Origin of the sequence: Marinicella meishanensis, assembly GCF_019931145.1 — a bacterium.
In the GTDB taxonomy this organism is placed as follows: domain Bacteria; phylum Pseudomonadota; class Gammaproteobacteria; order Xanthomonadales; family Marinicellaceae; genus Marinicella; species Marinicella meishanensis.
Window position 1 is genome coordinate 78334 of the sequence record NZ_JAIOUV010000012.1, and the last position, 15023, is coordinate 93356.

Sequence of the window (15023 nt, forward strand, 5' to 3'; positions counted from 1 at the left end):
GGCAAATTTTAGGCGGCGAATGTGACAGAAGCGTTACCAGCCGGTCATATTTTTTTATTTGCTGTATTTATAAGGAGTGGCTTTTGGCTTGTCACACAAACTTCATCTTTTGGTCACTTAACTGAAACAACCCGGCCCTAGAATTTCGGTTTTTTGAATTCTTATCAGAGGTAATTTAAATGAAATTGGGTAACATGAATCATGTGGTGAAAGGCGCCATCAAAGGTGCATTGATGGGTGGCTTGATGCTGACTGGCGCGGCCAGTGCCATCAATGTCGACGAACACTTCGAAGGCGGTTGGTTCCGCACCGACGTGCCGGCTTCAACCGGTTGGATGTTGGATTACATCCCTTCAGGTCCTGAGGCTGGCGTGTTCTTCGTGACCGGTTATTTCTATGACGACGCGGGCAACCCATTTTGGGTGTCTGGCACCGCACCCGTGGTGGCCGGGCAGTCCACTTTGGAATTCGGTCTGTTGGAAATCGCCGGCGGTACTTTTAACGGCCCATCTGATGTGACCATCGAAGATTTTGGTGACATGACTTGGGAAGTGAACAACTGTCGCAGCATTTCAGTCAGCATCGATAACATCAGTTCTGATTTGGTGTCAGAGACCAGTGTCGCTTACGACGTGGTACCCACCGATGAATTGAACGGCACCTTGCGTGACGCTGCGGTTTGTCCTTACCAAAAAACCTTCTCTGGCTGTCCTGCCTTTGCCAGTGCCACAGCACAACCCAAAACCTGTGCTTTGTCTGGTACTTTGACCGGTGATGTGACCCTGACCAACGACACCAACTGGGTGTTGCAAGGCGGTGTGTTCGTCGGTGAAGACGGCGGCACCACAGGTAACTTGACCATTGAGCCCGGTACCCGTGTGTTGGGTGTGACCGGTAATGATTTCTTGGCCGTACAACGCGGTTCAAAAATCTTTGCTGAAGGCACCGCCAATGCACCCATCGTGTTCACCGGTCCTTTCGCCGCCAATGACCCACAAGCCGGTGCCGGTAACTGGGGTGGTCTGGTGATCAATGGTCGTGCACCCATCAACATTTGTGATGACAACGTGCCTTTCGAGCAATGTGAAGACATCGGCGAAGGCGGCTCTGGCAACTTCGGCGGCAACATCCCCGATGACTCCAGTGGTGTGTTGAAGTACGTTCGTGTGCAGTTCGGTGGTTTCCGGATCAATGACGAAGACGAGTTGAATGGTATCGCCTTCCAAGCGGTTGGATCTGGTACCGTGGTTGACCACGTTCAAGTCCATGCCAACGAAGACGACGGCATCGAGTTCTTCGGTGGTACCGTGAATGCCAAGCACTTGGTGTTGACCGGCATCAAAGACGACTCTTTGGATTGGACCCATGGTTGGGACGGCAAAGTGCAATACTTGGTGGTGGTACAAGACCCCGATGCAGCCAACGACAAAGAGCGTGGCATTGAAGCCGATAACTTCGAGGACAACAACGACGCCACCCCGCGTTCACAACCAAGCATCGCCAACGCCACCTTCATCGGTGCACCGTCTGACAACAAAACCACCACCGGTATGGTGTTGCGTCGCGGTACCGGTTTCAACATGACCAATGTCATTGTGACCGGGTTTGAGAAATGCTTGGATCTGGATTCAGACGCCACTTTTGCCGCCGCTGGCACCCCCAACAGCTTGTCGGGCACTGCCACCATGGAAAACACCATCATCAGCTGTGCGCAAAATTTTGAAGAAGAGGACGGCGATGCCTTCACGGTTCAAGCTTTCTTCGACGCGCAAATGGGTAACCAAGTGGCCAATCCGGCTTTGGATGGCATCTTCCCCACCGACGCCACCCCAGGCGTGATGCCGATGGACGGTGACAAGTTCGGTGCGTTCTTTGACAAAACCGATTACCCAGGTGCTTTCAAATCCAAAGCCAATGCCTGGACCAACGGTTGGACTGAATTTTTGGATTGATCATGGAATGATCTGACACAGGAGGTGTCAACTCAACAAGCCTGTGTGGTGAATGCCGCACAGGCTTTTTTTGTTGGTTGGGCGTGCATTTGGCAATTTGTGACAGCGGCATTACAATGGATGGCTTTGTAGCTGAGAACAGGACTTCATGCCGGGTGCCAGTTTAAAAGGTTCATTTGAGGTATTGCTGAAAACCTCGCTCATCTTGTTGGCTGGTTTGACATTGTTTCTGCTCATGGGCAGTGGCTTCCAATGGTTAACAGATTTGTCGCCGATCAGTGAAGCCAAAAACGCTTGGTTGTTGGAACCATTGTCACTGTTGATCACCTGGATGGTGTTGACCGTGTTGACCTTGCGGCCAGGTTTGTCCTGGTTGATCTTGGCTGCGTTGTATGGGATGTTGATGCTATTCAATGCCGAAATGTACCGGGTGTTTGGCTTGGTGTTTTCACTGACTGACCTGAAACACGCTGCCCAAGTGTTGTTGGTGGCAGATGTTTGGGCCGATTATTGGCCGCAGTTTTTGTTGATGATCGGCTTGTTGTCGCTGATGCTCCTGGGCTGGTTCAAAACACAGCCGCATGCCAAATTGCACCATTACAGGTGGCCTCTGCGGGTGTGGATGATGGTGGCTTTGCTGTTGTTGATCACACACCGCCAAACCGTGACCCACCAGCTCAACCGAACTTTATACATTGAGGGCCGTGCGCAACCGGTGGTTATGTATGAATGGAACGGATTTCTATTCAGCACCTATTACACGGCCTTGGTGCGGCGCAGCATGCAAATGCCAGACGGCTACGATCAAGCACGCATCGAGGGGTTGTTGTCCAGACGCCCAGCAGATGCATCTTCCGCAGTGAGCAGGCGGCCAGATGTCATCATTTTTTTCATCGAAGCTTTTGCAGACCCCCAATCGGTTCAGATCCAAACCAACCAAGATCCAATCCAACATTTCAGGCATCGGGCGGCAGAAGGGGTGGCTGGGATGGTGATTTCTCCAGAGCAGGGTGGGCGATCGGCCAATCCGGAATTTGAGTTGCTGACCGGTTTGAGCATGCGTTTCATGCCTGACAAAGCCATCCCATATATGGATCAATTGGATCAGCCGACACCCTCTTTGGCCAGGGAGTTCAAGCGGCAGGGATACACCACCACTGCTTTGCATGTGGCGTCTTTGGACTTTTTCAACTACAAAAAAGTGTATCCACTGTTGGGCTTTGACCACATCCGCACCTTGTGGCAACAGCCCGGAGTGGCCATGGATCCGGCCGGTCGGTACCCCTCAGAAATGGCATTGGTTGAGACCATCATTGCCACCACCGAGGCCCATGATGAGCCGCAATTCATTTTCAGCTTTCCCAATGCCACCCATGGCTTTTGGACCTATGATGCCTATGACGATGGGGTGATTGCGGTGCAGGGAAATTACGCCAAAGACGATGCCGAAGTTTTGAAAACTTATCTCAATGCATTGCACGCTGCGGATCAGGCCATCGAACACTTGATTTCGCATTACCAACAAAGCGATCAGCCAGCGGTGATTCTGGTGTTGGGAGACCACCAGCCAGGACTGCCGGTGTTCAGGCAGCAGTTGGCCATCGATTACCTGCAACGAATTGATCGCACCAAGGACCTGTCAACGGGGCCATTGTTGCGTAAATTCTTTCGGCGAAAATTCAAACGTGGCGATCCACATGAGCCGGCATTTCAAGAGATGTACCGCAAATCGCATCAAGTGCCGTATTTGCTTTGGCGCAATTTTGACCCCGATCCGCAGGTGGTCGACAGCAGCATGTTTTTGTTGGGGTCTCAGTTGTTGGCTGCGGCTCAAGTGGAATCCAGTTCGCTGTATCAATTGCTCAGTGACATCAATGCGATCAAGCCACCAATTCACAAACGCACGGTGCTGACAGAGCCAGGCCGATCGTTGATGACTGAATTGGAGCTCTTGCAATACGACATCATGGCCGGCGAACGGTATTTCATGTCCAGCAACCCGGAGCTGCTCTATCCCGACGGCTGAAAGCCAAACCCCGCACAATGAATCGTTGTTTCTGGACAGAAATCGGTTAGACTGAAAGACATGAGTAACACACAACACATTGGCATCGTGGGCTGTTCAGCCGAAGGCGCCGCTTTGTGCTACAAAACCATCTGCACCCAAGCACCGAAAGTCTTGGGCGAACATGCCCATCCGGAAGTGTCCATGCACACCCATTCCTTGGCCCGCTATGTGGCCTGCCTGGATGCCGGCGACTGGGCTGGGGTGGGTGAGTTGATGTTGTCATCGGCCCGCAAGTTGGCCTTACAGGGGGCCGATTTTTTGATTTGTCCCGACAACACCATCCACCAAGCTTTTGGCCTGATTGCGGAACACCTGCCACTGCCGTGGTTGCACATCGCTGAAGTGGTGGCCAGCCAAGCGCAACAACGGGGTCACCAACACCCCGGCATCCTCGGCACCGAATGGCTGGTCAACAGCCAGGTGTACCCCGAACAACTGGAAGCCAAAGGACTGTCATGGTCACGCCCAGCCGCAGACCAAATCCAAACCATGAGTGACATCATCATGCAGGAACTGGTCTATGGCATCATCAACCCCCAAGCGGTGGAATCCCTGCAACACACCATCGTTGATCTGGCCGAACAAGGCTGCGACTCCGTAATTCTCGGCTGCACCGAATTGCCATTGGTGTTGCACGCCGGCAACAGCCCCTTGCCCACGCTGAATTCAACCCGCCTGTTGGCCGAAGCGGCGATCCAAAGGGCGGTGGGCCCGCAATAAAAATACCAACGTTTTTTTACCTTCGCCACCGTTATCCCGTGGTTCAACCAAGTTTTGAATTCAATCTTTTCTAACATCGCAATGATGGGCTAAGCCCATCCTACCCTGCTGGTCGATGTGTTTGATGGAATGATGGTTTCGCATCCAGGTTTCGACAACGCTCCAAATCAGTCCTCTGGAGCGCCGACTTCAGTCGGCGTTGGGTTTGGAATTTACTTACCGAAAACATGACACAGTATGACCCCCGTTCATCAACTTGACAGCATACCAACCAATGATGGCTGCGGCTTCAGCCTTGCCATGTCGTCGACTGAAGTCGACGCTCCAACAATTGTGCCAAATCATGCTTTCAGCATTTTTACGGCGTCATCCTGCGACTTGATCGCAGGATCCAGGTTGAAGATGTTTAACCAAGTTTTGCATTCAAATTTGATTAACAACGCAAAAATTGGCAGAGCCTATTCCTTCAAACTCTGGTTGTTTCATCAGGATTAAGGTTGTCAATAAACAGAAGTCCGTGGTCAGAATAAGCATCTTTGGAGCGCCGACTTCAGTCGGCGTAAAGGTGGGCTCGTGTCTCCATTATAAATTGTCTCAGTATAACCACAAACCAGCCAAAGATGGCTGCGGCCCAAGCCTAGCCATGTCGTCGACTGAAGTCGACGCTCCAGAGGAACAGTTATTAGGCTGGTGCTTCCAGCTCACTGTGCTGATCGACAAAGTTGTAGGATTGATCCAGGCTTGCGTTAAAATAACGGACATACATCAGCAGTAAACAACGATATGGCCATATTAATTGCAGGGGCCACCAAATGTTCCCTTTGCCAACAAGTCATTGAAGCAGATCATGAGGTCATGATGTTCCCTGCGTTTATTCCAGAACATCACCGGTTGTACCGATACTCTGATGCCTCATTGCATCAGGCATGTTACCAACGGTGTGCAGACCACGACGAACTGGAGGACTTGTTGGAGCGTTACTGGAAAGTGTATGACCAACGCCCCATGCCACCACCTGAAGCGGCCAAAAATTTTGATGCTTGGTATAACAACTCAAAAGAAGTCAAAATTTGGCAACAACAATTGGCGGCGTTTTGGGAACGCAACAGTTAGCAGAAAAATCAACAGCACCACCAAAATAAACAGCACGCTCATAGAGGAGACCAATCATGAATGACAAAACCCAATCCGGCCAAGGCCATTGCCTGTGTGGTCAAGTCACTTTCACTGCCCATCAGATGGGCCATCAGGTGGGGGCTTGTCATTGCCAAACCTGTCGCCGTTGGGGTGGTGGGCCTTTTATGGAGGTCAATTGTGGACCTCAGGTGACCTTCCAAGGGGCCGAGCACATCACCGTCTATGATTCTTCCGAGTGGGCCGAGCGGGGTTTTTGTGCCCACTGTGGCAGCCACCTGTTTTATCGGCTCAAAGCCAACCAACACCACATGGTGCCGGTGGGTTTGTTTACTGATGACAGCGGACTGACTTTCGATCAACAGGTGTTCATCGACGAAAAACCGCCGTATTACACTTTTGCCGACGCCACCCGGGAAAACCTGACTGGCCCCGAGCTGTTTGCCAAATACAGTGGTGGCAATGCGCCTGAGTGATTGGGTTGTGTGATGGGAAAAACGCATCCGCGCACTTGTCCCTGTTGTGGTTACATCAGCCTGAATGTTGGCCCAGGTGGTTTTGCCTTGTGTCCGGTGTGCAACTGGGAAGATGATCCGGTACAACAAGCAGACCCGGATTATGAGGGTGGGGCCAACGGCTTGAGCTTGCGACAAGCCCAGGAACGATACCTGAATGGGTATCGGAGGCAGAATTATACGCCAAAATTCATCCAAGACCCGGCCTGGCAACCCTTGGTAGAGGAATGACGAAAAAGCCAAAGCCTGAACCCATGAAAACCATCACCCGACAAGCCGATCGCCAACGCCTGCGTCATCTGGTGTTGCAGGCCCAGGGTTTGTTGCAAACCCAGCCCTTTGGGCGGGGTGTGTCGGGGACGCTGAAAGCCATTGAGCACCTTGGTTATGTGCAACTGGACACCATTTCTGTGGTACAGCGGGCCCACCACCATGTGCTGCAGGCCCGGGTGCCGGGCTATCAAACAGGCATGGCAGAAAAACTGTTGACCCAAGGCCAGATTTTTGAACATTGGTCGCATGCCGCGGCCTTTTTACCGATGCGGGATTTTCGGTTCTCTTTGCCCTACAAACAAGCCATCAAAAGCGGTCAAACCCATTGGTTTAAAAACCCCGATAAAAAACTGATGACCGAGTTATTGGATCGGGTCAGACTGGCTGGGCCGCTGCAAGCCAAAGACATCGAACAGCCCCGGCCCAAGGGTCGTGCATCGGCGGGTTGGTGGGATTGGAAACCGGCCAAAAAAGCCCTGGAACAACTGTACATGCAAGGGGATTTGATGGTCTGTGATCGTGCCGGATTTCAAAAAACCTATGACCTGACCGAACGGGTGCTGCCCGCAGCGGTGGACACCCGCACGCCGGAAGCCATGGAACTGGCCGTCCATTTACTCGATCAGCAGTTGCGTTGTCAGGGCGTGGTGTCCTACCCCAGCTTGACTTATTTGCGGCGCATCCCTGGTCTGCGTGAAGCCATGGCTGATTTGTTGACGCAGCGGGTGGCCGATGCTGAATTGTTGCCCTTGTCGGTGGCTGATCAGGTGCATTATGTGCTGCCAGAAGTTTGGGAGTCGAAGTTGCCGCGCAGCCGCCACCGCCTGACCATCTTGTCGCCGTTTGACAACAGCTTGATCCAGCGCGAGCGACTGGCTCGTTTGTTTGGTTTTGACTACCAAATCGAATGTTACGTACCAGCGGCCAAACGCCGCCACGGTTATTTCAGCCTGCCCTTGTTGTACCGCGACCGCTTCATCGGTCGCATGGACTGCAAAGCCCACCGCGACACCGGTCTGTTTGCAATCAAGCACTTGCATTTTGAAAACCACCGCTTTGACGCTGCCCAGGTCATCGACGCCCTGGCCCAAGCCTTGCCCGAATTCTTGCGCTTCCAGGCTTGCGATCACCTCTGTGTAAACCGGGTCGAGCCAACGCCACTGCAAGGACCAGTTGAGCTGGCGTTGGCGCATTTGGAATGAATTGATCAGTCGGTGTCTTCTACACCTGGAGGGCGGTTTACTGAATGAAAAACTCATGGGCATTGAAACATTCATTTTCAGATTGACTTCAATCCAACGCCGACTGAAGTCGGCGCTCCTGGATATTTTGGAGCATCGACTTCAGTCGATGACATGGCAAGGCATAGCTGCGCCATCATAAGGGGTTTGAATGATTGGATCCATCTTGGGTTTAGAATTCATCGAGCTGTTTGGATTGGCCCCCTACGCCGACTGAAGTCGGCGCTCCAGAGAAATGATTGGAGCATCGACTTCAGTCGATGACATGGCAAGGCGTCAGCCGCAGCCATCACCAGGAGGGTGGTTTGTTGAGTGAAAAACTAATGGACTTTGAAACATTCATTTTCAGATTGCCTTCAATCCAACGCCGACTGAAGTCGGCGCTCCAAGGTTGGTTGTTGTATGATTTTCAGTTCTCGAAAGGGAGGGAATTCCGGCGCTGCTGGCGACTGGTCAACCACAAACCCAAATACACCAAGCCGCCGTTGATCAGCAGTATTTCGTAGCCGAATTGATAACCGCCGAGCCAGGTTGTGCCATGTTTGGCCAGCAGCCAGGAAAGGATGGGGGCGGCCACCGCGATCCAGGGAGTCCAGCGGCCAATCGGTTGCCGCCGCGTGCTCATGCCGAAAGCAAACAGACCCAGCAAGGGGCCATAGGTGTAGCTGGCGGCCTGGAGCAGGGCGTCGATGGCGTTGGTTTGCATCAGGTAGTAAAACAACACCACCAGGACAAACACCAGCAGCGAGAAGCCCAAGTGGATGGCTTGCCGTTGTTGTGGATTGTCTTGTTCGTCTCGATCCAGGATGTCCAAATAGAATGAGGTGGTCAATGAAGTCAAGGCCGAGTCGGCACTGGAATAGGCACTGGCCAACAAGCCCAGCACGAACACCAGGGCCAGTTCCACTGGAAACTGGGTCAAGGCGATGGTTGGGAACAGCAAATCGGCCTTCTCCGGCAAGGCCAACCCAAAGGCTTCGGCGTAGACATACAGGCCGGCTCCCAGCAGCAAAAACAGGAAATTAACCGCCACCAGAATCACCACGAACAAGTAAATGTTCTTTTGCGAAGACCGCAGGTTTTTACACGACAGGTTTTTTTGCATCATGTCCTGATCCAGGCCGGTCATCACAATCACAATCAAGATGCCGCTGAGGAATTGTTTGTAGAAATTTTGGCTGTCGGTCCAACCATCGGCGAAGAAAAAGATTTGCGTGTGTTCGCTGGCCCAGATGGTTTTCAAGCCATTGATCACGGAGAAACATTCGCCCAGGTTACTGGCCACAAACAACAAGGCACCGATCACCGCAATGATCATCAAGGCGGTTTGCAAGGTGTCACTCCAGACGATGGTTTTGATCCCGCCCTTGACGGTATAGGCCCAAATCATGGCGATGGACAACAACGCCGTGAGCCAAAATGGCAGGCCGAAATGGGCCAACATGAAGGTGTGCAAGACCAGCGCCACCAGGTACAGGCGAAAGGCACAGCCGATCAAGCGTGACAACAAGAAAAATGCCGATCCGGTTTTATGCGCATGCCAATCGAAGCGTTCTTGCAAGTAAGTGTATATGGTGGTGTAGCCGCCACGGTAATACAAGGGCAACAGCACCTGGGCCACGATCACATAACCCAAGATATACCCCAAGACCATTTGAAAATAAGCAAATTGTGAGCCACCGACCCAGCCCGGCACCGAGATGAAAGTGACCCCGGACAGGCTGGCACCGATCATGCCAAAAGCCACCACCGGCCACGGCGACTGTCGGGAACCGATGAAAAAATCTTGGTTGGTGGCGCGCTGGGTGGTCAGCTTGGCAATCAACAGCAAAAACAAAAAATACAAGCCGGCCACCCAGGCCATGGTCACGGGATCAATGCGCATGGAGGCATGGTATCACAAACCTTGAATTCTCCCATGCTTGTTACAGTCAATATGGTGTGCCAATCGAATTCGCAGGTGGGTGTCGCTCAAATGGGTTAAAATGATGGATGAACCCAAGCTGGAATCCAAGCATGAAATTGACGGTCAATGGCAAATCCCATGACATCGAAGTCGAAGGTGACATGCCTTTGTTGTGGGTATTGCGCGATGAGTTGCAACTGATGGGCACCAAGTACGGTTGTGGCATTGCCCAATGTGGTGCCTGCACCGTGCACCTCAATGGTTTGGCGGTGCGCTCTTGTCAGGTCCCGGCCAGCGCAGCGGACGGGATGTCGATCACCACCATTGAGGGTTTGGGTCAACCTGAGGCCTTGCACGCGGTGCAAGTGGCCTGGATTGAACACCAAGTGGCGCAATGTGGCTACTGTCAGGGTGGGCAAATCATGGCGGCGTCGTCTTTTTTGCAATTCAAACCGAATCCAAGTGACGAGGACATCGACCGCGCCATGTCGGCCAACTTGTGTCGATGTGGCACCTATCCGAAGATCCGTGAAGCGGTGAAAACCGCGGCCGCCAAGCTGCGCGGTGAGGTGTGACATGGGACGCTTAAAAACCATCACCCGCCGGACGTTTCTGGTCGGCTCCTCGGCCTTCGCCGGTGGGGTGGCTTTCGGCACCTTTTTGGCCAACAAAGAACTTGAAAATCCTTTGGCCCAAAACCTCAAAGCCGGTGCCGCCACGTTCAACCCTTGGGTGCTGATTGATGAGCAAGCCATCACTTTGATCGTGCCCCACATGGACATGGGCCAAGGTGTGGCCTCAGTGCAAGCGGCGATGATCGCCGAGGAATTGGATCTGGAAATGGATCAATTCAAGATCAGCTTTGGGGTCCCCGATGCGGCCTATTACAACACCGCTCTGGCTGCTGAGGCGGTGCCGTTTCGGGCCACCGACACCAGCTTGACCGCCGAAACCATGCGCGGCTTGGTCGGTTCCTTGATGAAAATCATGGGCGCACAGGTGACCGGCGGTTCCACCACAGTGCCCGATGGCTTGAACAAACTGCGGGTGGCCGGTGCCACCGCACGGGAAACTTTGAAATTGGCCGCTTCGGTGCAAAGCGGGGTGCCAGTGGAGGCATTAACCACCGTTTCTGCGGCGGTGGTTTTGCCGGACGGACAACGTTTGCCATACACTGCCTTGGCCAACACCGCGGCGCAATTGAAACCGGTTCATCACGACACCCTTCGCGACCCGAGTCAGTGGCGCTTGTTGGGTCAGCCCATGCAACGCCTGGATGTGGTGGCCAAGTCCACCGGGACTTTGGATTACGGCATTGATTTGGTGTTTGAGGACATGCTGTATGCGGCCGTCAACATCAACCCGCGCAAAGGCGCAGCGTTGAAAGCTTATGATGACACGCATGCCCAATCCATGCGTGGGGTCAAACAGGTGCTGTCGGTGACCAACGGCGTGGCGGTGGTGGCCGACAACACCTGGCGCGCGTTCAAGGCGGCCGCGGCCATCAATTGTGAATGGGCACCTGCGCCTTATCCGGCTGAGCAAGCCGATCACTGGCAGGCCGTGGCCGATTCGTTCACCGAAGAACGTCTGGACAAAGTGTGGCGGGATGACGGGGATGTGCAAGCAAACATGGCCGCGACACCGGCCGTGCAAACTGAGTACAAAGCCCCCTACGTGGCCCACCAACCCTTGGAACCCTTGAATGCGGTGATTCGGGTTGGCACTGAGCGGGTGGACATTTGGGTGGCCCACCAATTGCCGCGTTTTGCCCAACAAAAAGTGGCTGCCATTACCGGCCATGAAGCGGAGCATGTATACCTGCATCAACAATACGCCGGTGGCAGCTTTGGCCATCGCCTGGAATTTGAAAACGTCATCTTGGCCGCCGAAATCGGTCGACAATTACCGGGAGAAACCATCAAACTCACCTTCACCCGTGAACAGGATTTTGCCCAGGACTTCACCCGCCAGATTGGCATGGCTCGGGGTACTGGGGCCGTGGCCAATGGCCAAGTGACGGTCATGGATTTGCAGGTGGCCACGGTGTCTTCATCGACCTCACAAGGCAAGCGCATGGACACGCCGATGCCTGGCCCAGACAAACAAATCACCGAAGGGGCGTGGAATTTACCCTATGCCATCCCCCATTTTAAAGTCGCTGCCTATCGGGTACCGGAATTGGCCCCCACTTCATCGTGGCGCTCGGTGGGGGCTTCCACGGCCGGTTTTTTTGCCGATTGTTTGTTGGATGAATTGATCCACGCCGCCGGGGCCGACCCTTTGGCCGAACGCATCCGCTTGTGTGATGAACCGGTGGCCAAGCAGGTGTTGATCGAGGCCGGTCGCCTGTCCGGTTGGGATCAACCGCTGCCGCCCAACCGCGGTCGAGGCATTGCCTTGGTTGAATCCTTCGGGGTGCCAGTGGCCGAAGTGGTGGAAGTGACCAACACCGAACAGGGCATCCGCATTGATCGGGTCACGGTGGTGGCCGATGTGGGCCAAGTGATTGATCCGATCAATTTCGACAACTTGGTCAAAGGCGGTGTGGTCTGGGGTTTGGGACATGCGATGAATTGTCAAATCACCTATGCCGATGGCCAGGCGGAGCAAAACAATTACCACCGGCATGCCGGCATGCGTTTTCACCAGTGTCCTGACATTGTGGTCAAGGGACTGGAAAATGCCCGGCAGATCAGGGGCATCGGCGAACCACCGGTGCCGCCGGCGGCACCGGCCCTGGCCAATGCCATTTTTGTGGCCACCGGCTTGCGCATCCGCGAAATGCCGTTTGATCAACACATAGACTTTGTTTGAGGGGGTGGGCATGAAACGATTGATTCACATCTTATTGTTGTCTTGGCCTGGCTTGATTGGGGCAGCAGAACTTGCCATCCCGGATGCTCCCGAGCCAGGCAGTGTGTCGACGGCCGCTGGATTGAACCATTGGGCCCGCATTTATGAAGTGGCTTCCCACCCCCGCTGTGTCAATTGTCACGTCGGGGATTCGCCCTATCCCATGTGGTCAGGGCCGAGTTTCGAAAAAACCCAACGGCATGGCATGAACGTGCATGCCGGGGCCAGCCGCATCGGTGCCGAAAGCCTGCTGTGCAGCACCTGTCACCGCCAACAAAACAGCGATGAACCGCATGGTGCACCTGGGGCCAAAGACGTGTGGCGCTTGGCGCCAGTGGAAGCGGCTTGGTTTGGCAAAGGGTCCGATGTAATTTGCCAACAACTGCGGGATCCCGCGCGCAATGGCAACCGCACTTTTCAACAAATCGCCTCGCATTTGGGGCATGACGTGATTTTGCATTGGGCCTGGAATCCGGGTGGCAAGCGCCAGCCGGCGCCGCATTCATTGGCTGATCATGTGGCCGATATTTTGGCTTGGGGTGCCGCAGGCATGCCCTGTCCAGGCGATGTCACCACAGCGACAGAGGAGGTGTCTGATGACTGAGTCAAATCACCCATTGCGGGCACCCGCCCAGGTCATGGCCGCTTGTGCTTTGCTGCAACTGACCCTGTGGTTGATTGCCGGCCAGTCCACGGGCACTTACCTGATGGCCGGTTTTGGGCTGTTGGGTCTGATCACGGCTTGGGGTTTGTGGCAAGCCTGGCGTTGGCTGGCTTACCTGGCCTTTGTGCCGGTGATGGGCGTGGCCATTTGGGCCTTGGCCGGTGCCATGCAGGCCAGCGGTTTGGCCTGGGTGTGGTGGTCAGGCATCGCCCTGTTGGATGGGCTGTGTTGGTGGCTGTTGTTCCGTGCTTTGTGGCGTCACCCAATATCTTGATAAGCCCGTGATACAATACTTCTGACTTGTTTGAGGGGCTAGGCCAGTGAGCATACGTTTGTTTTTGACCTGTCTGGGTATGACCTTGTTGATGGCGTGTGCCAGCAACCAACGGCTGGCCAACCAACCGCTGTCTGACTCTGCCAAAAAACTGTCGGTGCCTGAACGGTTTGAAACCTATGGACACAATGACGACGTCACCATCATCCTGACTTTTTCCGGCGGTGGCACCCGCGCTGCGGCCTTTGCTTATGGGGTGATGAAAGGACTGAAAGACACCCCGGTGCAGTTGAACAGCCAGCATCAGGTGGATCTGCTGACCTTGGTGGACATCATTTCATCGGTATCTGGCGGCAGTTTCACGGCAGCCTACTACGGCCTGTTCGGCGACCAGTTGTTCAGCGATTTTGAAGCTGATTTTTTGAAAACCACCTTGCAGAGTCGTTTGGCCCGGCGCCTGCTGATCAATCCCATCAACTGGTTTCGCTTCATGTCGGGTGGCTTCAGCCGCAGTGATTTGACCACCCAGTACTACCAAAAACACATTTTCAAAGGCAAAACCTTCGCCGATATGCGGCCCGATGCCCCCTGGATCATGATCAATGCCACCGATGTGGCGACCGGTGCGGGGTTCACCTTCTCTGACGACCACTTCCGCTGGTTGTGTTCGGAATTGGCCAGTTTTCCGGTGGGCAAGGCGGTCACCGCGTCATCGGCGGTGCCGGTGTTGTTTTCGCCGGTGATGCTGCAAAACCATGCAGGCTGTCAGCCTTTTGTCTATCAGGACCAAATGGTGTACGACGACGTCCGCTACAAGCACCACGCCCTGAAAATCAGGCATTTTCGCAACAAACAACAACACCCCTATCTGCATTTGGTTGACGGTGGGGTGGCCGATAACCTGGGGGTGCGGGCCTTGTTGAATCAAATCTATGTCCAGGATGATGATTTTTGGCAGGCACTGAAAGCTTACCGATTGACCAGCACCAAAAAAGTGCTGTTTGTGGTGGTCAATGCCGCCGCCACCCTGAATCCGGCCTTGTCGCTGTCGGCCAAAACGCCCAGTGCGGCGCAAACCCTGAATGCCGCCACCACCATCCAATCACAAAATTACAACGCCGACACGCTGGATTTGCTGGAGCTGAGTGTGCCCAAGTGGACCGAACAGGTCAAGCAAGGTCGTTGTGCTGAATTCCTGGTTGAAGGCTGTGATGAGTTTGCCTTTTATGTCACCGAGTTGAACTTCTCGCACATCGGTGAACCCGGTTCTTCCGAATTGGCCGCCATTGAAACCGCCTTGCAGCTGCCGCATGATGAAGTGGACCAGTTGATTGCCGCTGGTCAACAATTGGTGCGCGAATCAGCTGTGATCCAACAATTCATAGTGGATGTGCAGTAACGGGATTATTGATATGTATCA

13 protein-coding genes are annotated in these 15023 nt (G+C 54.0%); 12 read left to right on the forward strand and 1 reads right to left on the reverse strand.

Annotation, left to right across the window (positions count from 1 at the left end; all coding sequences use genetic code 11):
- Positions 1-179: 179 nt before the first annotated feature.
- The 7 genes from K7G70_RS17690 to K7G70_RS17720 all read left to right on the forward strand — a co-directional run bounded on the left by K7G70_RS17690 (position 180) and on the right by K7G70_RS17720 (position 7864).
- Positions 180-1952: a hypothetical protein gene (locus K7G70_RS17690; RefSeq protein ID WP_223789993.1), complete on the forward strand. Its 1773-nt coding sequence runs from the start codon at positions 180-182 to the stop codon at positions 1950-1952.
- 148 nt (positions 1953-2100) lie between these two features.
- On the forward strand, positions 2101-3978 hold the full coding sequence (locus K7G70_RS17695) for an LTA synthase family protein (RefSeq protein ID WP_223789994.1): 1878 nt from the start codon (positions 2101-2103) through the stop codon (positions 3976-3978).
- A 60-nt stretch (positions 3979-4038) separates the two neighbouring features.
- Positions 4039-4740, forward strand: a complete 702-nt coding sequence (locus K7G70_RS17700; RefSeq protein ID WP_223789995.1) for an aspartate/glutamate racemase family protein — start codon at positions 4039-4041, stop codon at positions 4738-4740.
- A 783-nt stretch (positions 4741-5523) separates the two neighbouring features.
- Entirely contained in the window at positions 5524-5853 is a 330-nt protein-coding gene (locus tag K7G70_RS17705; RefSeq protein WP_223789996.1) for a hypothetical protein, read from the forward strand.
- Between the two features lie 56 nt (positions 5854-5909).
- Entirely contained in the window at positions 5910-6350 is a 441-nt protein-coding gene (locus tag K7G70_RS17710) for a GFA family protein (protein WP_223789997.1), read from the forward strand.
- 12 nt (positions 6351-6362) lie between these two features.
- Positions 6363-6620 (forward strand): CPCC family cysteine-rich protein, encoded by a 258-nt coding sequence (locus K7G70_RS17715; protein WP_223789998.1) that lies wholly within the window; start codon positions 6363-6365, stop codon positions 6618-6620.
- 23 nt (positions 6621-6643) lie between these two features.
- Entirely contained in the window at positions 6644-7864 is a 1221-nt protein-coding gene (locus K7G70_RS17720; RefSeq protein WP_223789999.1) for a winged helix-turn-helix domain-containing protein, read from the forward strand.
- A 448-nt stretch (positions 7865-8312) separates the two neighbouring features.
- On the opposite strand, the gene K7G70_RS17725 is transcribed toward K7G70_RS17720, so the two are convergent.
- Positions 8313-9788, reverse strand: a complete 1476-nt coding sequence (locus tag K7G70_RS17725; protein ID WP_223790000.1) for a sodium:solute symporter — start codon at positions 9786-9788, stop codon at positions 8313-8315.
- Positions 9789-9919: 131 nt separating this feature from the next.
- Between K7G70_RS17725 and K7G70_RS17730 the strand changes: the two genes are divergently transcribed.
- The 5 genes from K7G70_RS17730 to K7G70_RS17750 are packed head-to-tail and all read left to right on the forward strand — an operon-like array spanning position 9920 to position 15002.
- On the forward strand, positions 9920-10384 hold the full coding sequence (locus tag K7G70_RS17730) for a (2Fe-2S)-binding protein (RefSeq protein WP_223790001.1): 465 nt from the start codon (positions 9920-9922) through the stop codon (positions 10382-10384).
- Position 10385: 1 nt separating this feature from the next.
- Complete coding sequence (locus K7G70_RS17735) at positions 10386-12626, forward strand: xanthine dehydrogenase family protein molybdopterin-binding subunit (protein WP_223790002.1); 2241 nt, start codon at positions 10386-10388, stop codon at positions 12624-12626.
- Between the two features lie 10 nt (positions 12627-12636).
- Complete coding sequence (locus K7G70_RS17740; RefSeq protein WP_223790003.1) at positions 12637-13269, forward strand: hypothetical protein; 633 nt, start codon at positions 12637-12639, stop codon at positions 13267-13269.
- Positions 13262-13603: a hypothetical protein gene (locus tag K7G70_RS17745; RefSeq protein WP_223790004.1), complete on the forward strand. Its 342-nt coding sequence runs from the start codon at positions 13262-13264 to the stop codon at positions 13601-13603. Before K7G70_RS17740 ends, K7G70_RS17745 begins: the two co-directional genes overlap by 8 nt.
- 46 nt (positions 13604-13649) lie before the next feature.
- Positions 13650-15002: a patatin-like phospholipase family protein gene (locus tag K7G70_RS17750; protein WP_223790005.1), complete on the forward strand. Its 1353-nt coding sequence runs from the start codon at positions 13650-13652 to the stop codon at positions 15000-15002.
- Positions 15003-15023 lie beyond the last annotated feature (21 nt).